At 57.9% G+C, this 22,318-nt stretch carries 19 protein-coding genes and 1 pseudogene; 11 read left to right on the top strand and 9 right to left on the bottom strand.

Features of this window, described 5'->3' with window-relative positions:
- Nucleotides 1-30 precede the first annotated feature (30 nt).
- Nucleotides 31-702 (top strand): YceI family protein, encoded by a 672-nt coding sequence (locus VK725_RS06425; RefSeq protein ID WP_325317229.1) that lies wholly within the window; start codon nt 31-33, stop codon nt 700-702.
- Between the two features lie 148 nt (nt 703-850).
- Complete coding sequence (locus VK725_RS06420) at nt 851-2,554, top strand: NAD-dependent malic enzyme (RefSeq protein ID WP_325317228.1); 1,704 nt, start codon at nt 851-853, stop codon at nt 2,552-2,554.
- A gap of 25 nt (nt 2,555-2,579) precedes the next feature.
- Here the strand turns inward: VK725_RS06420 and VK725_RS06415 are convergent, their stop codons facing one another.
- The gene (locus VK725_RS06415) at nt 2,580-3,053 is read right to left on the bottom strand and encodes an Lrp/AsnC family transcriptional regulator (RefSeq protein ID WP_325317227.1); all 474 of its coding nucleotides are present in this window, start codon (nt 3,051-3,053) and stop codon (nt 2,580-2,582) included.
- A 161-nt stretch (nt 3,054-3,214) separates the two neighbouring features.
- Between VK725_RS06415 and ald the strand changes: the two genes are divergently transcribed.
- On the top strand, nt 3,215-4,333 hold the full coding sequence (ald, locus tag VK725_RS06410; protein ID WP_325317226.1) for an alanine dehydrogenase: 1,119 nt from the start codon (nt 3,215-3,217) through the stop codon (nt 4,331-4,333).
- Between the two features lie 136 nt (nt 4,334-4,469).
- Here the strand turns inward: ald and VK725_RS06405 are convergent, their stop codons facing one another.
- Together VK725_RS06405 and VK725_RS06400 are read right to left on the bottom strand one after the other, a co-directional pair.
- A complete protein-coding gene (locus VK725_RS06405; protein WP_325317225.1) occupies nt 4,470-5,828 on the bottom strand; it encodes an alpha-L-fucosidase in 1,359 nt (452 codons plus the stop codon).
- Between the two features lie 63 nt (nt 5,829-5,891).
- A complete protein-coding gene (locus VK725_RS06400; protein WP_325317224.1) occupies nt 5,892-6,671 on the bottom strand; it encodes an IclR family transcriptional regulator in 780 nt (259 codons plus the stop codon).
- A 231-nt stretch (nt 6,672-6,902) separates the two neighbouring features.
- On the opposite strand from VK725_RS06400, the gene fucP reads away from it, so the two are divergent.
- Together fucP and VK725_RS06390 are read left to right on the top strand one after the other, a co-directional pair.
- A complete protein-coding gene (gene fucP, locus VK725_RS06395) occupies nt 6,903-8,189 on the top strand; it encodes an L-fucose:H+ symporter permease (protein ID WP_325317240.1) in 1,287 nt (428 codons plus the stop codon).
- Nucleotides 8,189-8,557, top strand: a complete 369-nt coding sequence (locus VK725_RS06390; RefSeq protein ID WP_325317223.1) for an L-rhamnose mutarotase — start codon at nt 8,189-8,191, stop codon at nt 8,555-8,557. The genes fucP and VK725_RS06390 overlap by 1 nt, the downstream gene beginning before the upstream one ends.
- A 32-nt stretch (nt 8,558-8,589) precedes the next feature.
- Here the strand turns inward: VK725_RS06390 and VK725_RS06385 are convergent, their stop codons facing one another.
- Genes VK725_RS06385 through VK725_RS06360 form a run of 6 tightly spaced genes read right to left on the bottom strand, consistent with a single transcriptional unit; the run spans nt 8,590 to nt 14,624 of the window.
- The gene (locus VK725_RS06385; protein ID WP_325317222.1) at nt 8,590-9,741 is read right to left on the bottom strand and encodes an alpha-hydroxy acid oxidase; all 1,152 of its coding nucleotides are present in this window, start codon (nt 9,739-9,741) and stop codon (nt 8,590-8,592) included.
- Nucleotides 9,738-11,057: an L-fuconate dehydratase gene (locus tag VK725_RS06380; protein WP_325317221.1), complete on the bottom strand. Its 1,320-nt coding sequence runs from the start codon at nt 11,055-11,057 to the stop codon at nt 9,738-9,740. Before VK725_RS06380 ends, VK725_RS06385 begins: the two co-directional genes overlap by 4 nt.
- A gap of 43 nt (nt 11,058-11,100) precedes the next feature.
- Complete coding sequence (locus VK725_RS06375; RefSeq protein ID WP_325317220.1) at nt 11,101-11,964, bottom strand: fumarylacetoacetate hydrolase family protein; 864 nt, start codon at nt 11,962-11,964, stop codon at nt 11,101-11,103.
- Between the two features lie 17 nt (nt 11,965-11,981).
- Entirely contained in the window at nt 11,982-12,728 is a 747-nt protein-coding gene (locus VK725_RS06370; protein ID WP_325317219.1) for an SDR family oxidoreductase, read from the bottom strand.
- Between the two features lie 46 nt (nt 12,729-12,774).
- Nucleotides 12,775-13,650 (bottom strand): amidohydrolase family protein, encoded by an 876-nt coding sequence (locus VK725_RS06365; RefSeq protein ID WP_325317218.1) that lies wholly within the window; start codon nt 13,648-13,650, stop codon nt 12,775-12,777.
- A complete protein-coding gene (locus VK725_RS06360; protein WP_325317217.1) occupies nt 13,647-14,624 on the bottom strand; it encodes an aldo/keto reductase in 978 nt (325 codons plus the stop codon). Before VK725_RS06360 ends, VK725_RS06365 begins: the two co-directional genes overlap by 4 nt.
- Before the next feature lie 386 nt (nt 14,625-15,010).
- Between VK725_RS06360 and VK725_RS06355 the strand changes: the two genes are divergently transcribed.
- The 6 genes and pseudogenes from VK725_RS06355 to VK725_RS06330 all read left to right on the top strand — a co-directional run bounded on the left by VK725_RS06355 (nt 15,011) and on the right by VK725_RS06330 (nt 22,298).
- Nucleotides 15,011-16,132: a glucokinase gene (locus tag VK725_RS06355; protein ID WP_325317216.1), complete on the top strand. Its 1,122-nt coding sequence runs from the start codon at nt 15,011-15,013 to the stop codon at nt 16,130-16,132.
- Between the two features lie 98 nt (nt 16,133-16,230).
- Entirely contained in the window at nt 16,231-17,847 is a 1,617-nt protein-coding gene (locus tag VK725_RS06350) for an alpha-L-fucosidase (protein WP_414648456.1), read from the top strand.
- 24 nt (nt 17,848-17,871) lie between these two features.
- The gene (locus tag VK725_RS06345; protein WP_325317215.1) at nt 17,872-18,921 is read left to right on the top strand and encodes a glycosyl hydrolase family 18 protein; all 1,050 of its coding nucleotides are present in this window, start codon (nt 17,872-17,874) and stop codon (nt 18,919-18,921) included.
- 92 nt (nt 18,922-19,013) lie between these two features.
- A pseudogene (locus tag VK725_RS06340) lies at nt 19,014-19,163 on the top strand (exo-alpha-sialidase); the annotation flags it as partial.
- Nucleotides 19,164-19,527: 364 nt separating this feature from the next.
- On the top strand, nt 19,528-20,622 hold the full coding sequence (locus tag VK725_RS06335) for a glucokinase (protein WP_325317214.1): 1,095 nt from the start codon (nt 19,528-19,530) through the stop codon (nt 20,620-20,622).
- Nucleotides 20,619-22,298 (top strand): alpha-L-fucosidase, encoded by a 1,680-nt coding sequence (locus VK725_RS06330; protein ID WP_325317213.1) that lies wholly within the window; start codon nt 20,619-20,621, stop codon nt 22,296-22,298. Before VK725_RS06335 ends, VK725_RS06330 begins: the two co-directional genes overlap by 4 nt.
- The last annotated feature ends 20 nt before the right edge of the window (nt 22,299-22,318 follow it).

The following is a 22,318-nucleotide window of genomic DNA, read 5'->3' as shown; positions in this document are numbered from 1 at the left end:
GCCGGCCATGATCTCAAGGAGTCCTGTCGCATGATTCGCTACATCGCTGCTGCCGTCGCGTTCGCGCTCGTCAATCTGCCGCTCCACGCCACCACCTACACCTTCGAACCGCAACATACCGAAGGCATCGTGCGCTGGAGCCATCTGGGCTTCGCCAACCCTACCGCCCAGTTCAGCCGGGTAGAAGGCACGCTGAACTTCGATGCGGCCGACCCGACCCGCGCTTCCGTTACCGCCACGATCGCGCTGGCCAACATGAGTAGCGGCGTGCCGGATCTGGACGATAATTTCCATTCCGTGGATTTTTTCGACACCGCCAAGTTTCCCACCGCAATGTTCAAGAGCACCAAGGTCGCACCGGGTGGGGCGGCAGACAAGTTCGTCGTCACCGGCAATCTCAGCGTGCACGGGGTGACCCGGCCTGTCACCTTGGATGTGACGCTCAATAAGATCGGGCTCGATGTTCGTAATAATCTGCCATCGATTGGTTTCGATGCTACGACAACACTAAAGCGATCGGACTTTGGCTTGGGCGCGTACGTTCCGCAGGTCAGCGACGAGGTGAGCATCCATATCACCGTCCAGGCGGACGAAGCAAAAGGCTACGCAAAAATATTGCGCGCCGATGCGGATGCGGCAGCAGCCGATGCCAAGGCTGCCGCCCAACGTGCCTCCCAGGCTGAAGCGGCAGCGAAACAGTAATCGTTTCGTCAAGTTCGGGGCAGCTGCCGTGCGCAACTGCCCCGGTCGTGCCCGGCATTGCCGGGCCGCTCGCTTGCACAAAAACGCAACACATGTGCATACGATGTGTGCTTAAGTATCGCGGCTGTGCTTGAGGAGATGATGTGCGATGAGCGATACGACCGATGCAGGCAAGCCGATCCAGGTCAGCGTGACGGGCTTCGATCTGATCAATAAGTCGATGTTGAATAAAGGCGTTGCTTTCAACCAGGGCGAGCGCGACACGTTTCGATTGCATGGCATCCTCCCGCCGCATATCGGTACGATGGATGAGCAGATTGAACGCCGTTTGAAAGGCATGCGTTCCTTCGCGACAGATTTCGAGCGCTACGCCTTTCTGCGAGAGCTGCAGGACAGTAACGAAACGCTTTTCTACGCATTGCTGGTTCGTTACATCGAAGAGCTGCTTCCGCTGGTGTACACGCCTACGGTGGGCGAGGGTTGTCAGCATTTCAGCGAGATCTGGCGCAAGCCGCGTGGCTTGTTTCTGAGTTATCCGAACAAGCAACGCATTCGCGATATTCTCGCCGATCCGCGTTTCGATCCCGTGCGCGTGATCGTCGTCAGCGACGGCGAACGTATACTCGGCCTTGGCGATCAGGGTGCCGGGGGCATGGGCATACCGATTGGTAAGTTATCGCTGTACACCGCGTGCGCGGGCATCCATCCGGATTTGACGCTACCCATCCTGCTCGATGTGGGTACGAACAACAGCGAGCGTCTTTCCAATCCGCTTTATATCGGATGGCGCCATGAGCGCATCGTTGGTGCAGAGTACGACGCGTTCGTCGAAGAGTTTGTCCAAGCCGTGGTCGAACGCTGGCCGCATATCTTGCTGCAATGGGAAGATTTCGCAGGCTCCAATGCCAGTCGTTTGCTTGAGAAGTACCGAGATCGTCTGTGCACGTTCAACGACGATATCCAGGGTACGGCGTCCATTGCAGCGGGAACGTTGCTGGCTGCGATCAATGTCACGGGCGTCAAGCTCACCGATCAACGTATCGCTGTATTGGGTGCAGGTTCGGCCGGTTGCGGCATTTCCAATCTTTTGCTGCGCGCGATGGTCGATGCCGGTCTCGCTGAAGATCAGGCGCGCGCGTCGTTTTATCTGGTGGATCGCAACGGTTTGATTGTCGAAGGCATGGAAGGCATTACGCCTGCGCAGACGCCGTTCGTGCAGCAGCGCGACGCAGTCGACACGTGGGTGCTGGAGAAGCCTTATCAAATCGGCCTGCTCGAAGTCATGCGAAACGCGAAACCCACGGTTTTGATCGGCGTGTCGGGGCAGGCTGGTGCGTTCACGGAGCCGGTTATCCGCGAAATGGCCAAGCATGTTCAACGGCCTGTGATCTTTCCGCTGTCCAACCCGACCTCGCGCAGCGAAGGGATACCGCAACACTTGATGGAATGGACGGACGGTCGTGCATTGATAGGAACCGGCAGTCCGTTCTCACCGGTGACCTGGAATGGAAAGACGACCCCGGTCGATCAGACCAACAACTCCTATATTTTCCCGGGCATAGGCTTGGGGGTCTTGGGCGCGCGCGCGCGACGCGTTACGGACGGCATGTTCATGGTGGCCGCAAAGGTGGTCGCAGCCATGTCGCCTACCGCGCAAGATCACAACGGTCGCCTGCTTCCGCCGGTCGATCAATTGCGTGCTGTATCTCTGGCCGTTGCCAAGGCCGTTGCGGTCCAAGCCCAGACCGATGGTGTTGCGGAGGCTTGCGACGAAACAACGCTGGCCAAACGCATTGAAGCCATGGTGTGGGAACCGCGATATCGCCCTTACGAATTGGTGAAACCATCGTAAGCGGAACCGACGGCGACGGCGTCGATCACATCGGCAATGCCGTCGTCTTCTTTACCGTCCGTAGCGCCAGCGTTGATTGAACGCGCACCACGCCAGGAAGCTGCGTCAGGATCTCGGTGTGGATGCGCTCAAAATCGGCGGAGTCGGCGTAGACCACGCGCACCATGTAATCGGCTGCACCGGCTAGAAGGCAGCATTCAGTGACCTCCGGGTGCCGCTGGATGGCTGCTTCGAATGCATCGAGCGCGGCGCGGCCTTGCTGATCGAGTGTCACCAGCACAAAGGCCGTGCCCGGCAGCCCCGCCACCTTCTCATCGAGCAACATCACATAGCGGGAAATCAGGCCGCGGTCCTCCAACAACTTCACCCGTCGCAGGCAAGCGGACGGTGAGAGATTGATCTGTAGGGCAAGCTCCATATTGGCTAGCCGTCCGTCCTCCTGGAGAAGTCGAAGGATGGCGCGATCGCGGTCGTCGAGGGTCTGATCGTTGTTCGTCATGGATTCTATAATAATGAATATAATTCGCATCATGTGCGAATTAATGGCTGATAGTCCCGCTTAATAAGCGAGAAATTGCGCAATACCTCGATCATACTGCGATCCGCGCGAATCCGGGCGGGCCGGCGCGCGACCAACCCTTGAGTGAGAGAAATCTAGCCATGCGCATCGGTGTGCCGAAAGAAATCAAGAATCATGAATACCGCGTGGGCCTCGTGCCTTCGTCCGTGCAGGAACTGGTGCACAACGGTCATCAAGTGCTGGTGCAGGCCGACGCTGGCGTCGGCGCGGGCCTGACCGATGCCGACTACGTCGCTGCCGGTGCCACGATCGTAGCCAGCGCGGACCAGATCTTTGCCGAAGCCGACATGATCGTTAAGGTCAAGGAGCCGCTGGCCGTCGAGCGCAAGAAGCTCCGCAAGGGCCAGATTCTCTTCACCTACCTGCACCTCGCCCCCGATGCTGAGCAGACACACGATCTGATCGCCTCGGGCGCCATCTGTATCGCTTATGAGACCGTCACCTCGGCCAATGGCGCGCTGCCGCTGCTGACTCCGATGTCAGAAGTAGCTGGACGCCTGGCACCGCAAGTGGGCGCGCATTCGCTGGAGAAAGCGCAGGGCGGCCGTGGCGTGTTGCTCGGCGGTGTGCCGGGCGTGCCGGCGGCTGAAGTGGTCATTTTGGGCGGCGGCGTGTCCGGCACTCATGCGGCGACCATCGCAGTGGGCATGGGCGCCAAGGTAACTGTGGTCGATCGTTCGGCCGACGTCCTGAAGCGTCTGGCTTCGCAATTTGGCACTTCCATCTCGACTGTGTTCTCCACTCGCTCGGCCATTGAAGAACTGGTGCGTCGCGCCGACCTGCTGATCGGCACCGTGCTGGTCCCGGGTGCAGCGGCTCCCAAATTGGTGACGCATGACATGGTGCGCACCATGAAGCCTGGCTCGGTCATCGTCGACGTGGCGATCGATCAGGGCGGTTGCGTCGAGACATCGCATGCCACCACGCACTCCGATCCCACCTACGTTGTCGACGGTGTGGTGCACTACTGCGTGGCCAATATGCCTGGTGCGGTCGCCCGTACTTCCACGTTTGCGCTCAATAGCGTGACCTTGCCGTTTACGCTGGCACTGGCTAACAACGGCTGGAAGAAGGCGCTTGCGCAAGACACCCATCTGCGCAACGGTCTGAACGTGTTCGAAGGCAAGGTGACGTGTGAACCTGTCGCGCTGGCCCATGGCTTGCCGTACGTGAAAGCGGAAACGGCGATCGGCCTGTAAGGCGATGTGCAACGTAGCCTCCCTGTTGCGTAAGCGCAGGGAGGCTATTTTTTTGTGTAGGCCGCAAGGCGTCATTCACGATGGCGGCTTTCTAGAAACTTGCTGAAACGCCTTTCGGGTTGTCACGCAACAAAGATCAACCACCTGCCACGTTGAATAACTGAAGCTCGCGAATGCGAGGCGTGCAGGCGCTGGACAGGATATTCAGCCGCACCTTGCTGGTGGTTGTTGCAGCAAAGCGATCGATCTTCATATGGCCGATGGCTTCAGCCTTGGCTATTGGCAACCATTTGCCATCGGCCCATACATCGATCGCATATTTCTGCACACATTGACCGTCGTTCAGCCATTCCATGGTGAGCGCATGATTGATGGTAATGGGTTTGGCGAAATCGACTTCAAGCGTTGCGTGGCGCGAACCCTCTGCAGCAGACCAGAAGGTATCGGGATCGCCATCCAGGGCAGCCTCGACATTCGTGTCGCTGGCGATATGGTTGCGAGCTAGATCTTTGTCGACACCATAGCGTGCTTGCAGTGCTTCACCGAACTCTTTCAGGCGTGCGACGTCGGCATCGGGCAAAACACCATGACGATTCGGCGCGATACCAAGCATGAGCTGGCCGCCGCGACCGACGCTGTTCTCCCATATATCGACCAGTTCGTCGACGCTCTTCAACGTCTTATCGCTATCCGGATGCCAGAACCATTGCAGCTTGTGTAACGGCGTATCCACTTCCACCGGGCGCCAGCGCAATTCAGCGTGCCGATCGATCACATTCCAATTTTCGCCGTGGATATGACCGTCTTCCTGGCCGACCCAGCGAATGTCGCCGTAGCCAAAGAGTGCAACGTCGGCAAAGACCATCGCGTTCGACTGATACGTTCTCAGCTCTTCCACATATTTCTTGAAATCGTAAACGTGGCCTGCACTACCTGCGCCGTCCAGCCACCATTCCGTGAGTGGTCCATAACTTTGAACCAACTCATCCATCTGCGCGAGATAGTATTTATCGTAAGCCGCCGAGTCGGCATAACGCGGCTCATGGCGATCCCATGGCGACAGATAGATACCGAATCCCATGCCTTCCTTGCGGACGGCTTCTTCGGTCATTTGCACCAGGTTGCCCTTGCCATTCAACCACGGGCTGTTTTTAACGGAGTAATCGCTTTGCTCCGTCGGCCAAAGCGCGAAACCATCGTGATGTTTGGCTACAAGCACGAGATACGTCGCGCCGGCAGACTTGGCCGCGCGAGCCCATTGCGCCGGATCGACGTTGTCTGGATTGAATACTTTGGGGCTGGCCGTGCCATCCCCCCATTCGCGATCGAGGAAGGTGTTCGTACCGAAATGTACGATCACACCGAATTCAAGATCTTGCCAATGCACTTGTTGCGGCGATGGTTTGATGTCGACGAAATTTTGTGCAGAAGAAGTGCTTGTGCCGAACAGGATGCCGATTGCAATGGTGAGGAGAACGCGTAAACCCATCCGCATGTTTTCAAATCCTGCGTAAGTGCTTTTTGGAAGTGGAGTAACTGGACAAGAAATCTGCGCAGTTCAGTCGGGACGAGCTGCCGCTCCAAACTGCAATGCATCGGAGATTTCTTTCGTGGCGCGGCGCAGCTCAGCAAGCACGTCGTCCTTGGTGGTTTGCGCTTCGGTTCGTTGCTCGATAAATGGAATGGTGAGCGCGCATACCGCACGTCCGTGTTGCAACACCGGCGCAGACAGGTCGGTGACTGCATCGACTATTTGGCTCGGTTCGCTGGCATAACCGCGTGCGCGCAGCTGTACCAATAACTTGGTGAGCTTCTTGCGGTCCAGTGCGGGTTCGTATTTGACGATCAGGTCCAGCCAACGCTCGCGTACCGGCTCGTCTTGAAAAGCGAGGAGTACATGACCCGATGTGGACTTGGACATAGGACGGCGGTGTCCGACGCGTACGACCAAGGCAACTTCACCGGGTGGATCCACGCGGGCCACGACCACGATCTGTTCGTGCGACGGCACAACCAGATGGCAAGCCTGGCCACTGGTATCGGCGAGCTGATGCATGACCGGCAACGCTGCTTCGATCGTACTTTTTACCGGCGGCTGTTCCATGCCAAGGCGAAATAGCCTCGTGGTGACCGAATAGCCCGTGTCGCCTTCGCCACGCGTAATGTAATCACGCTCTTCCAGCACCTGCAGCATGCGGAAGATCTCGCCGCGAGAGCGGCCGACGCCTTCTGAAATCTCGGCGATGCTGAGCGGTTTATGGGCGCTGGCTAGAAGCTCGAGGATATCCAACCCTTTGTCGAGCGCAGGCGCACGGTATTTGGGGACTTGGGTCGGCATGACTCTCCTTTCCTTTGGCGGCCAGCTTGCCGCCTCTCGTGCAACGCTGCCGCTTATCATGCCGGGCCATCCGGCGAATTTGTTGCAGCGCGTCTTGTGACGCAGGTGAATAATCGTTTCATATTTGCACATAACGGCGGAGGCCGCCATGCTGTCCCGCGATTCCCGCTTTGGGGTACGCGTCATTGAGAGAAGAGGGTGGACGTGCAGCCGGTGACAGATAACCAAGCGATGCCGCTCGCCGGCGCCACTCAGACCGACCGGCAATCATGGTTGCCACTGATCTTGGTCATCAGCCTGTTCTTTCTCTGGGGCGGCGCCAACAATCTCAACGATGTGCTGATCGCGCAGTTCAAAAAGGCTTTTGTACTCAGCGACTTTCGCGCCGGGCTGGTACAGAGCGCGTTTTACCTCGGGTACTTCCTGGTCGCGATGCCGGCGGGGATGTACATGCGTCGATTCGGCTACAAGAGCGCCGTCGTGTTCGGCTTGGCGCTTTACGGGGTGGGCGCGCTTTTGTTCTGGCCGGCTGCGGCGTCTGCCACATACGGCCTGTTTCTGTTTGCGCTGTTCGTGATCGCAAGCGGGTTGGCCTTTCTGGAGACATCGGCCAATCCCTTTGTCACCTTGCTTGGTCCGCAGGAAACGGCAACGCGCCGGCTCAACCTGGCCCAGGCCTTCAATCCGCTGGGTTCGATCGCAGGCATTCTGATCGGCCAGCACTTCATCTTTTCCGGCATCGATCACTCCGCTGACCAGCTGGCAGCGATGAGTGTTGCACAGCGTACCGCTTACTACGCTAGCGAAACGCAGGCTGTGCAGTGGCCATACCTGGTGATCGGCATCGTCGTGCTGTGCTGGGCGCTATTGATTGTGCTGACGCGCTTTCCAAAGGCTACGGCGTCACACGCGACTACCATATTGGCCGGTGGTGGCGGAGTACTGCGGAGGTTGCTGCGCGACCGGCGTTTTGTCGGAGCGATGTTCGCTCAGTTCTTCTATGTCGGCGCGCAGGTAGGTGTATGGAGCTACACCATCCGCTACGTACAGGCCACGATGCCGGGTACATCGTCTAGGGAAGCCGCCAATTTTCTCACCGCCGGACTGGTGTGTTTCATGGTGGGCCGTTTTGCGGGCGCCGCGCTGATGAAGTATCTGGCTCCGGTGCGGCTGCTGATGGCGTTTGCCACGGTGAATATCGCTTTGACTTTGTTTGCAGTGTTTCAACCGGGCGCCCACGGCGCCTATGCGCTGGTGGCATGCAGCTTTTTCATGTCGGTGATGTATCCGACAGTGTTCGCACTGGGTGTGGAAGGGCGCGGCGACGACGAACGTAAGCTCGGCTCGGCCTTGCTCGTCATGACCATTATTGGGGGCGCGGTGCTTACCGCGTTGATGGGGGCCGTATCCGATCAGAGCAGCATGGCGCGCGCGATGATTGTGCCGGCCTGCAGTTTTGCCGTGGTGTTGCTGTTCGCATGGCAACGCCGTCGGAATGCTTTGGAAGGAGAGGGATGATGCCGCGTCACTACTATGCGTTGGATCTGCGCGACGATGACGCTGCCATTGCCGAATACGAGCGGTTGCATCGACCTGGAAATGTGTGGCCAGAGATCGCCGCGTCGATCAAGACGTCGGGCATCGAAGAGATGGAGATTTTTCGCACCGGCAATCGCTTAGTGATGGTTGTGCAGGTGCCCCATGGCTACGATGCGTCGGCCAAGCGTCATGTAGACGATCCGATGACGCATGCGTGGGAGGCGTTGATGGATCGTTATCAGCAGCGTTTGCCGTGGGCTGAGACGGGGCAGAAGTGGATGCCCATGAAGCGCATTTTTTCGTTGACTGAAACGCTCAGTGCGGACCTTTCTGCAAAGAAGATTTGAACAAGAGGCAGCGCAAGCTCTGCCTATGGCGTTTAGGTGCAGTGATTACGCCAGATCACATCTTTGGCGATGTTGCGCACGTCAGTTTGTCCGGTCAACGCCATGCTCACGCTTAGTTCGCGACGGATAAGCTCAATAGTTTGCGTGACGCCAGCCTCACCCATAGCACCCAATCCATACAGGAATGCCTTGCCGATCAACCCGGCGTGCGCACCGCAGGCCAGCGCCTTGAGCAAGTCCTGACCGCTGAGAATGCCGCCATCGAACAGTACCTGCAATCGATCGCCAACTGCTTGCACGATGGATGGCAGCACATCGATGCTGGCGGGCGCACCGTCCAGCTGGCGTCCGCCATGATTGGATACAACGATGGCATCGACCGCATGATCTGCCGCGATACGGGCGTCTTCGGGATCAAGGATGCCTTTGATAATTAGCTTGCCGGGCCATAATGCGCGGATCCATTCGAGGTCGTCCCAGGTCAGCGTCGGGTCGAACTGATTGGCGATCCACTGCGCGAGTGTGGTGAGGCTGTCGGTATTCTCGATGCGCCCGCGCAAGTTGCCGAAAGATCGGCTCGGTGCATTCAACATGCTCCACGCCCAGCGTGGCTTGCTGAGCATGTCCAATAGGTTATGCAGGGTAATTCGAGGTGGTACCGACAAACCGTTCTTGATCTCGCGATGGCGTTGACCTTGCACGGTAAGGTCCGCAGTTAACATCAGTGCTGTGCAACCGGCGGCCTTCGCGCGCTCGATCAGTTCGCGCGTAAAACCGCGATCGCGCATCACGTAGACCTGAAACCAGAACGGTGTCTTGACCGCGTCACGCACTTGTTCGATGGAGCAGATCGATACGGTACTCAGGCAAAACGGAATACCGGCTTTCTCCGCAGCGCGTGCACCAAGGATTTCGCCGCCACCGCGTTGAAGCCCAGTGAGACCGGTTGGAGCGATGGCCAAAGGCATCGATACCGGCTGGCCGACGATGTCAGTGGCCAGGGAGCGATTGTCGACGTTACGCATCACCCGTTGCCGCAGGTTTATCTGTGCCAGCGCGGCGCGATTCGCCCGCAACGTGGTTTCCTCGTAGGAACCGCGGTCGGCGTATTCGAAGAAGGCGCGCGGTACGCGGCGCTTCGCCAGTTCTCGTAAGTCGGCAACACAGGTGATGGGGCTGGTCATAGTGCTCTGGCCACACTGGGCGGTTCACGCCATGCGGGACCGTCCGGGTAACGATAATGCGCCAAGGTGCCCGTATGCATTTGCGCGGAAAAGCCGGGCGACTCAGGAGCTATGTAACAGCCATCGCGCACGATGACAGGATCGACAAAATGTTCGTGCAGATGGTCGACGAATTCGATCGCGCGATCGTCCTTCTTTCCGCTGATCGCAACAAAGTCCGCCATCGCAAGATGCTGTACCAACTCGCATAGACCCACGCCACCGGCGTGCGGAAATACGCGCACGCCGAATTTTGCAGCTAGCAGAAGAATGGCCAGATTCTCGTTGACACCACCGACGCGGGCCGCGTCGATCTGCACGAGGTCGACCGCACCGGCTTGGAACAGCTGCTTGAACATGACGCGATTGTGCGTGTGTTCGCCGGTTGAAATCGGCACCGGCGCGACAGCGCGGCGGATGGCAGCATGGCCGAGGATATCGTCCGGACTGGTCGGCTCCTCCGCCCAGGCAATGTGTACATCCGATAGGCGCCGCAGCCACGCGATGGCGTCCGGTACGTCCCAACGCTGGTTGGCGTCGATAGCAATGGCTATGTCGGGCCCAACGGTTTGGCGTGCAAGGCGGCAACGCCGCACGTCGTCTTCCACATTCATGCCGACCTTGAGCTTGATGGTACGAAAACCCGCTGCGACGGCCTCGCGTGCGAGTCGCTGCATTTTTTCGTCCGTGTAACCCAACCAGCCTGGCGAAGTGGTGTAGGCCGGATAGCCTTCGGCAAGCAATTTTTCGACGCGCTGCGGTTTGCTGACCTTGGCGGTATGCAGCATGGTCAGCGCTTCGTCGGGCGTGAGCGCGTCGGTGAGATAACGGAAATCGATCGTCGCGACCAATTGCTCGGGCGTCATGTCGGCGATGAAGCGCCATAGCGGTTTACCAGCAAGCCGTGCAGCGAGATCCCAGGCTGCATTGATCACTGCGCCGATGGCCATGTGCATCACGCCCTTTTCAGGACCGAGCCAACGCAGCTGGGAATCGCCAACCAGACGCTGGGCGAATCCGCCCAGGTCGCCGATTACGTCGTTGAGGTTAAGCCCCAACACATGGTGAGCCAGCGCGTCGATAGCGACTTTCTGCACATCGTTGCCGCGACCGATGGTGAACGCAAAGCCGTAACCCTCCACACCGGGTTGATCGGTGCGCAGAACAAGGTAGGCGGCCGAATAGTCCGGATCGGGATTCATGGCATCCGAGCCGTCTAACTCACGGGAGGTCGGAAAGCGGACATCGTAGGTATCCAATGCCGTGATCTTTGTCATGCAATGACCTTCCTTGAGTAAGAGGTGCGCAAGTTCGTCGCATTCATGCCGCGTGTTCGTCAGCGACATGTGCGCGAACTTGCTGTCGCTGTCGGCCAAGCCCATCGATGCCCAGTTCGATCACATCGCCCGGGCGAAGATAGATGGGAGGCTTTTGTCCAAGACCCACGCCGGAGGGCGTGCCAGTGCTGATGACATCGCCAGGCAGCAGCGTCATGTAACGGCTGATGTGGCTTACCAGTTTTGCCACGTTGAAAATCATCGTGCGCGTATGCCCATTTTGATATCGGTGCCCATTGACCTCCAGCCAAAGATGGAGATTTTGCGGATCGGTAATTTCATCGGTGGTTACCAGCCATGGGCCGAGCGGTCCGAATGTGTCGCAGCTCTTGCCTTTGACCCATTGACCGCCGTGATCGAATTGGAACGCGCGCTCGGACAAGTCATTCACCACGAGATAGCCGGCGACATGCGACAGTGCGTTCTCGACCGTCACACTGCGAGCCGTTTCGCCGATGACAACGCCAAGCTCCACTTCCCAGTCGGTCTTGTTGGAACCTTGCGGAATGACGACGTCATCGTGGGGGCCCGTGATTGCGCTGGTGGCTTTCATGAAAATCACCGGCAGTTCGGGAACTTGTGCGTTGGTTTCCGCAGCATGTTCGGCGTAGTTCATGCCGACGCAGATCATCTTGCTGACATGCGCCAGCGGCACGCCGAAGCGTGGTTGGCCGGCCACGGTTGGCAGTGTCTTTGGATCGATGGCCGCGATGCGTGCGAGGCCATCGCGGCCAAGCGCCTTTGCGTCGACATCGTTGATGACGGATGAGAGATCGCGAAGCGTGCCCGCTTCGTCGATGAGTCCGGGCTTTTCCTCACCGAGGGCACCGTAACGTATCAATTTCATAGATGCGCTCCTTGCGCTCAGTTGGACCAGCCGCCATCCACAACGTGGATGGTGCCGGTCGTGAAGGCGGATTCATCGGATGCGAGATACAGCGCGAGTGCGGCAATTTCTTCAGGCTCGCCCAGGCGTCCCATCGGTTGACGTTCGGTGAAGCTTCGCCAGTTGGTGGCCTCGTCGCCGCCAAGCGCGCGCACACGCTGCGCCAGTGATGGGGTTTTTACGGTGCCGGGACAGATCGCGTTGCAGCGCACGCCACGCGCAACGAAATCCGCGGCGATCGAGCGGGTCAGACCGATCACGGCGGCTTTCGTGGCGCCATAAGCAAATCGGTTGGGTACGCCTTTGATGCTGGAGGCAACCGATGCCATGTTGATAATGCTGCCCTTGCCGCGCTCAAGCATGCTGGGAAGCACTGCCTTGCATAAATGGAACATGCTGTCAACGTTGATGGTGAATGAGCGGTGCCAACTCGCATCGTCGGTATCCAGGATGCTTCCCGCATGCACGTAGCCGGCACAGTTGAACAGCACATCGAAGGGGCCCGATGAACTTATCAGCGTCTGGATGCTTTCCGCGTGGGTGACATCCAGTAACTGGGTGGATAGTGCGGGGTGCTCCGCCGCCAAACTGTCAAGTGCGCTGCTGTCGATATCGGTAGCCAGCACCGTGGCACCGGCATGCGCGAAGGCAAGTGCCGTTGCGCGACCGATGCCGGCGCCTGCCGCTGTGACCAGCGCGTGCTTACCGTGCAAACGTTCACTCATGCGGCATCCCCTCGATATCGGATGCAAAGCGATGCAACGAATAAAGTCATGGTGGTGCTCCTACAAGGTCTGGAACAGGTAAGTCGACGTCCAGTGCATAAAAACGCACCGCGTTGGCGGCGAAGACATCTGCTTGCGAGCCCGGTGCGTAGCGCTCGGTCAACATCACGGCGACACGCAACCAATGGCCAAAATCAGCATGTGTGGTGAGCACCGGCCAATCGCTGCCCCACATCAGGCGTTCCGGCCCGAAGTGCGAAAAAAGATCGGCGACGTAAGGCTCTATCGCATCTTCATGGATAGGCTCGCCGAGCAGTGTGAGCAGACCCGATAGCTTGCAGTGAAGCTGCGGATGTTGTGCTAACTCATCGATCCAGCTTGTCCACTGATCGAATCGTCCGTCGGCAATGGCCGGCTTGCCTGCGTGATCGAGCACAACACTCAGTTGTGGATTCCGGAGTAGGCGGCGACAGAGCGCAGGCAGCTGCGGCATTCCGACTAATGCGTCAAAAGCCAGGCCGCAGTCCTGTATGCAATCGAAGGCGCGATCGAGTGATGGCCTGGCTAACCAATCGGGGTCGGCGATGTCCTGCGCCATCGGGCGCAATCCACGTAGCAAGCCTCCGCCGTCACGAAGCAGGGCATCGATGCGGGCACCCACGTCATCGGCCTCCAGGTCAACCCAGCCAACGACGCCGACGACAGCCTCATCGGTGCGCGCCAATTCGAATAGATAGCGCGTTTCTTCCTCAGTCGGCGCCGCTTGCACGAGTACGCTGAACGTGACGCCTGCCGCTTCTCGTTGGGCACAAAGATCAGCCGGCAGAAAAGCCTGCTGCAACGCTATAGGGGCATGCGCCAGCCAGCCATAGTCGCCACGCGACGGCTGCCAATAGTGCTGATGAGCATCGACGATGATCATGGCGTGGGAATGCCAACCTGTAATAAGCCTGCCTCGCGCAATGCGCGCCATGCGTCAGGGGGAACACTGGCTTGCATGCGCGCAGTGGCGCTATCGACCTCTGCAACGGAACGCAATCCACAAACAACGCTCAGAACGGCGGGATGCGCCAACGGAAATTGCAAGGCTGCCGCACCGACCTCGGTGTGAGAGAGGGCAAGGATCTCGTAGAAGCGTCGGGCTCTTTCGAGAATGGCATCGTCAGCGGGAGCGTAGTTGTAGAAACTCCCCGGTCCGCCTGTTCCACCTAACAGCCCCGAGTTATAGGGGCCTGCGGCAAGGATCGCTACACCGCGCGCTTGCGCTTGCGCCATTACGCCTTCGCTGTGCTGTTGCTCAAACAGTGTGTAGCGTCCGGCCAACATGATGGCGTCCAGCGGGAACCGTGGCATCACTTCGAGACACACTGCCTCTTCGTTAACGCCGATACCGATCGCGTCGCACACGCGTTGTGCGCGCAATTCCGCCATCGTAGGCAATGCTTCATCCAATGCCTGACGCAGCACATCGGCATGGTTTACTACATGGGTTTGGGCACCGATGTCGTGTAGCAAGAGGACATCGATATGATCGGTGCGCAGCCGGCTCAGGCTGGCTTCGACCGAGCGCATGATGCCGTCCCGGCTGTAATCGAAATGAGCGCGTCGACCATCGACGATGAAACCATCTTCGTGACGCGTCTGACGATGATCCGTTTCGATCGTGCGGCCGACCTTGGTCGACAGCGTATAACTGTCGCGCGTTAGACCGCTTAGCACGTTGCCTAGCCGGCTCTCGCTCAAGCCGTAGCCGTAGTAGGGCGCCGTATCGAAGTGCCGTATGCCTTGTTGCCAGGCCCGCGCAATCGCGGCGGCGGCTCCAGCATCGTCCACGGGTTCGTAAAGGTTGCCGATCGGGGCGCCTCCAAATGACAAAGGCGAACGTAGCCAGGGCATCCGCTGATCTCTGGCGGTGTCTGGAACCGACCTGGTTGTCACTTGCGTCATTCCAACCTCAGGGTGGCTAGGGAGAAACCGCCGTAGAACGGGGTTTCCCGCTGCTTGCTATGACCTTTCCGCGCATGATCGCGCATCTATTCGCCTGTGTACATATAAACATCAAATTTATAGGTGTTCGAAAGGGACAGGATGACGGGACGAAAAAAAGGGTTGCAATTCGATTTCCCACGATCTAAAACATATATGAATAGTTGTTTTGCTAATGAATATGCCCTAGCCACCGGCTAGGACTGTTTTTGGTTCGCAGCAGGCAGGGGCCGCGCAGATGCCGTTTCCCATGGAAAAGTTCGGCGAATCCCGCTTCCACTATGGGATGCCGCGTTATGACTGAGATGACGGCGTCCACGTCCTCAGGTCCGTTGGACGATGCCCAGGCGAACGTGGCTGCGACTCAGATAGGTGTGTCCGTCGACATCCGCGACCGGGGATTTCTTGCAGCCGACGTCGGTGGTACCCATGCGCGCCTCGGGCTCATCGCACCGGTTGCCCAAGGGGGCAGGTCGGAGATCCTTGCCTATCGTATGTATCGTTGTAGCGATCATCCGCATCTGGAGGACATCGTTCGCTGCTTCTGCGAGGAAATTGGCGTACAGCCTCGCGAACTGGTGCTTGCATGCGCCGGCTACATGCACGCGGGTTCTGTGATCAACAAGAATCTCGCGTGGCGAGTCATGCCTCAGGCGATGAAAGAGGCATTGGGTTTTGAGAGCGTCACGTTCCTCAATGATCTCGAAGCGCTCGCGTATGCCGTAGGGCGTGTGCCCGGCCATAAAGCAACGATGCTCAAGGCTCCGATCGCGGCTACACCGGAAAACGGCCCCATTGTCGTGGTTGGTCCAGGCACTGGATTGGGGGCGGCCGTATGGTTTCCCGGTGCGCCACCGCGCGTCATGACCACGGAGGCTGGCCATACTCAACTGGCGGCCCGCGTTGGCATCGAGCAGCAAGTGCTTGCGCAATTGGCCCAAGCCGATAGTCATGTTTCCTATGAGACGGTGCTTTCCGGTCCGGGGCTGCATCGTCTCTATATTGCGCTATGTGCCATACGAGACCGCTATCCGTCTCTTGCCGAACCTGCCGCCATTACGTGCGCTGCACTGGCTGATGACGATGACGTTGCGCGTGAGGCGCTCGCCTTGTTTTGTGGTTGGCTCGGATCTTTTACGGCAGATCTCGCCATGCTCTACGGCGCCACCGGTGGCATCTATTTGGCCGGTGGTTTTCTTTCCAGCATGGTCGACTTCATGCGGCAAAGCCCGTTTGTCGAGCGGTTTCTCGACAAAGGAGTGGTGCGTCCGTTTCTGCAAAAGATCCCGATCCGTGTCATTGACCACGATCGACACGGTGTCATAGGCGCAGCCAGTTGGCATCTCGATAACTGCGTCAATGTTGGCAATCCATGGGGAAGCGAGCGCGAAGCTTGCTCGCCCGGTCTCAAATTTTAGTACTAGTTTCCCGCGCTGATCGCGGCTAAACAGCCCCTCTGTTGCCGCGATCGGTTTTTTTATAACCACCATGTCATAGGGCTAAAGGCATTCAGACCATGAAACGATTTCGCATCAGCATGGTTCTGTTTGTCGCTTGTGTCGTATTTGCCGATATCGCCGTGGCGCAGTCATCGACCGCCGCCACGGCGAAGACGCTTTCGCCGCACGATGCCGATATGGCTTGGCAGAAGGCCTCGGCAAAATTTGCACCGGAGCGACGCGCTATCTTGTCCCGCGTTGCCAGTGGCATGGACAAGGGGCCATTTCGCGCCGACTGGGCCTCATTGCAAAACTATCGCTCGCCAACGTGGTACGACGATGCAAAATTCGGCATCTTCATCCATTGGGGTGTGTACTCGGTTCCGGCGTTTGGCAGTGAATGGTATCCGCGACTGATGTATCAACAGGGCTCGGCGGAATTTGCCCATCATGTAGCGACTTACGGTCCGCAATCGAAGTTCGGCTATAAGGATTTCATCCCGCTATTCAAAGCCGAACATTTCGATCCACAGGATTGGGCTAAATTGTTTCGAGAGGCAGGCGCGCGTTACGTCGTGCCTGTAGCGGAACATCACGATGGCTTTGCGATGTACGACTCGCAGCTATCGGAGTGGACCGCCGTGAAGATGGGGCCGCACAAGGACATCATCGGACTCTTGGCCAAGGCTGCGCGCGCGGAAGGGCTTCGTTTCGGCCTGTCTTCGCATCGTGCCGAACATGATTGGTTCTTCGACGGCGGCCGGCAATTCGATTCGGATGTCAACGACCCGCGATATGCCGGACTCTACGGCCCCGCCGAAGCGCACCTTTCGAAAGACGACCAGAACCTCGGCGACGACTGGACCTATGTATCGCAGGCATGGCTGGATGACTGGCTTGCGCGGACGGCCGAGCTGATCGACGACTACCACCCGGACCTTATTTATTTCGATTGGTGGATCGGCCATCCAACGTTCCGCAACACCTTGCCGAAAATGCTGGCGTATTACTACAACGATGGTGCACGCCGCGACGGTGTGGTGGTCAACTACAAGCTTGGCGATTTTCCGGAGGGTGCCGGTACGCTCGATATTGAGCGCGGCCAGCTGACCGGTATTCATCCCACGCATTGGCAGACCGACACGTCTATCAGCGACAAGTCATGGGGTTATATCGAGCACGATACGTATAAATCGCCCAGGGAGCTTATCCATCTGCTTGTCGACGTTGTCAGCAAGAACGGCAACCTCATGCTCAATATCGGACCGCGTGCAGATGGCACCATCCCGGATGGCGAGCGCGAGGTGTTATTAGCGATCGGCAAATGGTTGCAAGCGAACGGCGACGCTATCTATGGCACGAAGCCATGGCGCGTCTTTGGTGAAGGCCCTACCGAAGTGATAGGTGGCTCATTCCAAGACACCAAGACTCAACCGTATACCGCGCAGGATTTTCGCTTCACCACCAAGCCGGGCGTGCTTTATGCAATTGAGATGGATTGGCCTAAAGATGGAACGGTAGTCATCCACTCGATCAAACCGACCGACCATGTGCGTGCCGTCGATCTGGTTGTCAACGATCAGCCTGTGACATGGCAACAAAAGCCCGATGGCTTGCACCTGACGCTGCCTAAACCATCGGCAGGCGAATACGCCTACGTTTACCGCATCGAATTATCCGCGGCAGTGCCATAAATTCGCATTTTTCTAGGGATTTCCATGAAACGATTCATCGGGCTTTTACTCGCCATGCTTGCATGTGGCGTTGCGTTTGCGAAACAGCCTGATGCGCTGTTTTATCTCATGGGTACGCCGAAGTCGCTCAACTCCTTTGTGACCCATGTCGATAAGATCGGCTTGCTAGTGCCAACCTGGTACGGCGTCGACAATCAGGGATTGGTCAATGGCGGACCGAATGTTTACGTACTGAATATCGCCAAGGATCACCGCCTTCCGGTAATGCCAATCATGTCGATGTCGGCCGGCCGCAAAGGATTTCACGATCTGCTGCACGACGAGATCGCCAAGCAGCACATGATCGATGCCATGCTGCAGCAGGCGGCGGAACATGGCTACGTCGGTTTTCAGTTCGACTTTGAAAGCATTTCATGGACAGATCGAGACGCCTACACCTTGCTGGTCAAACAGACCGCCGAGGCATTGCACAAACACGGTTTTAAGCTGTCGATCGCGGTAGTTCCGAACGCGCCGGGGCATGCAGGGGAAGGGAAGTTCTCCAAATGGATGTGGCAGTACTGGCGTGGCGCTTACGATTTGGCCGCGCTGGGCAAATACGCGGATCTGATCTGCCTGATGACCTACGATCAGCACACCCGCTGGACCACACCGGGCCCAGTCGACGGCATGCCATGGGTATCGGCGCAGCTGAAGTACGCGTTGACGATGGTGCCGAAGGAAAAACTCTCGCTCGGCATCGCACTGTATGGATACCACTGGTATACCGGCGATCCCGTGCGGGAGGATGGCACCGAAGCTTCCAACATCAAAGCCGACTACATAGACGCGGACGAATGGATGCCTTTAGTGCAGGAGCAGCAAGCGAACGTGCAATGGGATCCGGTGGAGCACGAATCCTGGTTTTACTTCTATCGCGACGACATGCGCGAATGGGTTTTCATGCCCGATGCGCACAGCTTTCGCGACCGTTATGCATTGATAAACCAGTACGGTTTGGAAGGTTTTTGCGCCTGGGTATTGGGTTCTGAAGACCCAAAAGTTTGGGATGAACTGCCAGTCATGCAGCGTTGATGCAGAGTGGCGCGCCTTTCATACCGCGACTCGGCGCCGTCGCCTACGCGTGGTGGCGTGGACAAGGGAAGCATGTACTGACGTTGTAAAAAAGTCCGGGTGCGGAGTTTTCTTACCCGGCCGTCATCCAGACCAGCGACGGGTTGATTCACATCACTTACACATGGAAGCGATTGCGCATTGCGCACGTGGTTCTCGATCTTCAAATGCCCTGGCTCGCGCCGATTCCGTCGTCCTTTTGAGTCGTTGTGGCTACGGCAACGGCGGTTCGGCAGGGACCGACCGGTCGCCAACGAAACCCGTCCCAAAAGCCGGGGCTAGGGTGTCCTTGGGTGTGTATATAAAACAATGATTTACAAGTAAGCGCGATTTCATGGGTCGCCAATCGAAAATTTGTGTTGCGATGCGACTTGCCTCGATCTAAATTCGACCTATAAGCTCTTTATACGTAAATATGAATTGGATGTTTACGTATGAAATAACCAGGTGACGCCGGGAGGAGTTCCGGGCTGTCGCTAGGGCACTGGGAGGGGAGATGATGGGACCGATCCAGCTGAGTAAATACGCAGCGGCTCCGCCGTTCGGCGGCGTGGAAACGCGTCGCGTATGAAAGGCGGCTATCAAGGTTTCAACGAGTCCACAGGCGTTTACTCTCCGCCGTTCAGTGCTGCACGGGAAGGGACTGCATCGTCCGGAAAGGTCGTTCCGTTTTCCAACGAGCCGTTCCTTGCTGCCGATGTAGGAGGCACCCACGCGCGCATAGGCTTGATTGCCTTTGGGCACGGCGAAACCACGCCCAATGTGCTGGCGTACCGTGTGTACAAGTGTGCTGATTACTCGGGTCTTGATGCCATCGTACGTGCATTCTGCGATACGTACGCGGCCAAACCGTCTCACCTTGCGCTCGCTTGTGCGGGTTTTCTGCACGAAGGACACGTCGTCAACAGCAACTTGCAATGGCCAGTCGCGCCGACTGCGCTCGAAGCGGAGTTGGGGTTGAGCGACGTCAAAATACTTAATGATTTTGAAGCACTGGCTTATGGTACAGCCTACCTGGATGCCACTCATGTCACGTCGTTGCATAACCCGCAACGATTCGAAAAAGCGGGCACAGGTCCGGTCGTCATCGTCGGTCCAGGGACGGGGCTCGGCGTAGCGGTACGTTTGCCCGGTGCGCAGCCGAAAGTGTTGGCGACCGAGGCCGGTCATATCCAGTTGGCGGCACGCGTAGGGCGCGAACAGCAAGTGTTTGCTGAATTGGCGCAAGCCAACACGCATGTACCTTACGACCACGTATTGTCCGGCCCTGGACTTTTGCGTCTTTACGGTGCGTTGTGTCGCATCGAGCGGTTACCTGCCGTGTTTCACGAGCCTGCTGCCATCACTGCTGCTGCATGCGCCGGCACGAACGTGAGAGCGGTGGAGACTTTAGAGCTGTTTTGCGGATGGCTCGGCTCCTTCCTTGGCGATTTGGCGATGTTGTATGGCGCCACCGGCGGTATCTACCTCGCTGGAGGTTTCCTCTCGCACATGGTCGAGTTTGTAGAAAAGAGCACTTTCGTCAGTCGCTTTCTCGACAAGGGTGTAATGCGCCCGTTCCTGCAAACGATTCCTGTCCATGTGGTGGATCACACGCGGCTTGGTGTCATTGGTGCGGCAAGCTGGCTAATGAGCCACCAGACACAGGACAAGGCCGCATGAAAACGCGCTGTTCGATGTCGCGTGGTGCCGCTCTATGTGTAGGCGTTGTTTCTGCATTACTTGGTGTGACAGCAGTCGTCGCCACCGACAATACGCATGCCGCAACGCCGCCGGATGCAGCAACGATCGAGCAACAATGGGTAGCAGCCAATAAGCCATACGACGGCGCGCGCAATACCATTCTCGCGCAGACGCACAAGGTTGCTTGGCAAGGACCCATGCAGCCAGACTGGCAGAGCCTTACCGGCTACACCACGCCCGAGTGGTATCGGGATGCCAAGTTCGGCATCTTCATTCATTGGGGCGTGTACTCGGTCCCTGCGTACAAGGGCGAGTGGTATCCGCGCCATATGTACGAGCGCACCGGCGAAAACTCCGACCGCTATCAGCATCAGATCGCAACCTACGGCCCGATGCCACAAGTTGGCTACAAGGATCTGATTCCGTTGTTCAAGGCGGAACACTTCGATCCCAACGCCTGGGCGACGCTGTTTCGCGAAGCCGGCGCGCGTTATGTCGTGCCGGTGGCCGAGCATCATGACGGCTTTGCCATGTACGACTCGAAGTTGTCGGACTGGACGGCGGTGAAAATGGGGCCGCATCGCGACGTGATCGGCGAGCTGGCCAAGGCGATCCGTGCACAAGGCATGAAGCTCGGGTTGTCGTCGCACCGTGCCGAACACGATTGGTTTTACGAATACGGCCGCACTTTCAATTCCGATGTGAACGATCCGCGTTATGCGGCGCTGTATGGGCCGGCGCATCCGTTGGAGGGTGCCAAGGGCGAAGACGGCCAGGATGTGGACTGGACGTTTGTATCCGATGCATATCTCAACGACTGGCTAGCTCGCTCCTCCGAAATTGTGCAGGACTATCACCCGGATCTGATGTACTTCGATTGGTGGGTGGGTCAGCCGCGCTTCCGCAATGCATTGGCCGAGTTCGCTGCGTTCTATTACAACCAGGCGGCAGCGCGCGGGCAGGGCGTCGTACTCAACTACAAGCTTGATGACATGCGTCCGGGCACCGGAACGTTGAACATTGAGCGCGGGCAGGCGTCGGATATCCGCGCGCAACCTTGGCAGACTGAAACCTCCGTAAGTCCCGATTCTTGGGGATATGCCGAAGGCGATACCTACAAGTCGCCGGATGAAATCGTGCAACTGCTCGCCGATGTGGTGAGCAAGAACGGCAATCTGCTGTTGAACATCGGTCCTAAAGCCGATGGCACCATTCCGGAACAGGCGCAGCACATCTTGCTGGCGATCGGGCAATGGCTGAAAGTCAACGGCGAAGCGATCTATGGCACGCGTCCGTGGCAGCGATTCGGCGAAGGTCCCACGCAAGTCGCAGCCGGCACGATGCAAGACACTAAGACCAAGCCTTACACCGCGGAAGATTTCCGCTTCACCACCAAAGATGGACGCCTCTACGCCATCGAAATGGCGTGGCCGACGACAAGTCACGCGCTGATTCATTCGATTACGCCGAGCATGAACGTCACATCGGTGACGTTGCTGGCTACGGGTAAGCCGGTGACGTTCGATCAACAAGCCGATGGCTTGCATCTCGATCTGCCTACGCAACCTGCTGGTGTGCGTACCTATGTCTATCGAATAGAAATGAAAGACCATGTCGCGCCGGCAGCGAGGGAGGGAGACGTACCCAATTCATAAATCGCTGTCATTCGAAAAAG

Source organism: Dyella sp. (assembly GCF_035486915.1).
Classification (GTDB): Bacteria; Pseudomonadota; Gammaproteobacteria; order Xanthomonadales; family Rhodanobacteraceae; genus Dyella_B.
This window is presented reverse-complemented; position numbering and strand designations above follow the sequence as displayed.

Coding starts and splice junctions, on each gene's coding strand:
- VK725_RS06420 (WP_325317228.1), top strand. CDS start 851: ATGAGCGATACGACCGATGCAGGCAAGCCGATCCAGGTCAGCGTGACG.
- VK725_RS06425 (WP_325317229.1), top strand. CDS start 31: ATGATTCGCTACATCGCTGCTGCCGTCGCGTTCGCGCTCGTCAATCTG.
- VK725_RS06335 (WP_325317214.1), top strand. CDS start 19,528: ATGAAAGGCGGCTATCAAGGTTTCAACGAGTCCACAGGCGTTTACTCT.
- VK725_RS06380 (WP_325317221.1), bottom strand. CDS start 11,057: ATGACAAAGATCACGGCATTGGATACCTACGATGTCCGCTTTCCGACC.
- VK725_RS06375 (WP_325317220.1), bottom strand. CDS start 11,964: ATGAAATTGATACGTTACGGTGCCCTCGGTGAGGAAAAGCCCGGACTC.
- VK725_RS06360 (WP_325317217.1), bottom strand. CDS start 14,624: ATGCCCTGGCTACGTTCGCCTTTGTCATTTGGAGGCGCCCCGATCGGC.
- VK725_RS06330 (WP_325317213.1), top strand. CDS start 20,619: ATGAAAACGCGCTGTTCGATGTCGCGTGGTGCCGCTCTATGTGTAGGC.
- VK725_RS06385 (WP_325317222.1), bottom strand. CDS start 9,741: ATGACCAGCCCCATCACCTGTGTTGCCGACTTACGAGAACTGGCGAAG.
- fucP (WP_325317240.1), top strand. CDS start 6,903: ATGCCGCTCGCCGGCGCCACTCAGACCGACCGGCAATCATGGTTGCCA.
- VK725_RS06350 (WP_414648456.1), top strand. CDS start 16,231: ATGAAACGATTTCGCATCAGCATGGTTCTGTTTGTCGCTTGTGTCGTA.
- VK725_RS06355 (WP_325317216.1), top strand. CDS start 15,011: ATGACTGAGATGACGGCGTCCACGTCCTCAGGTCCGTTGGACGATGCC.
- VK725_RS06405 (WP_325317225.1), bottom strand. CDS start 5,828: ATGCGGATGGGTTTACGCGTTCTCCTCACCATTGCAATCGGCATCCTG.
- VK725_RS06365 (WP_325317218.1), bottom strand. CDS start 13,650: ATGATCATCGTCGATGCTCATCAGCACTATTGGCAGCCGTCGCGTGGC.
- VK725_RS06415 (WP_325317227.1), bottom strand. CDS start 3,053: ATGACGAACAACGATCAGACCCTCGACGACCGCGATCGCGCCATCCTT.
- VK725_RS06370 (WP_325317219.1), bottom strand. CDS start 12,728: ATGAGTGAACGTTTGCACGGTAAGCACGCGCTGGTCACAGCGGCAGGC.
- VK725_RS06390 (WP_325317223.1), top strand. CDS start 8,189: ATGCCGCGTCACTACTATGCGTTGGATCTGCGCGACGATGACGCTGCC.
- VK725_RS06345 (WP_325317215.1), top strand. CDS start 17,872: ATGAAACGATTCATCGGGCTTTTACTCGCCATGCTTGCATGTGGCGTT.
- VK725_RS06400 (WP_325317224.1), bottom strand. CDS start 6,671: ATGCCGACCCAAGTCCCCAAATACCGTGCGCCTGCGCTCGACAAAGGG.
- ald (WP_325317226.1), top strand. CDS start 3,215: ATGCGCATCGGTGTGCCGAAAGAAATCAAGAATCATGAATACCGCGTG.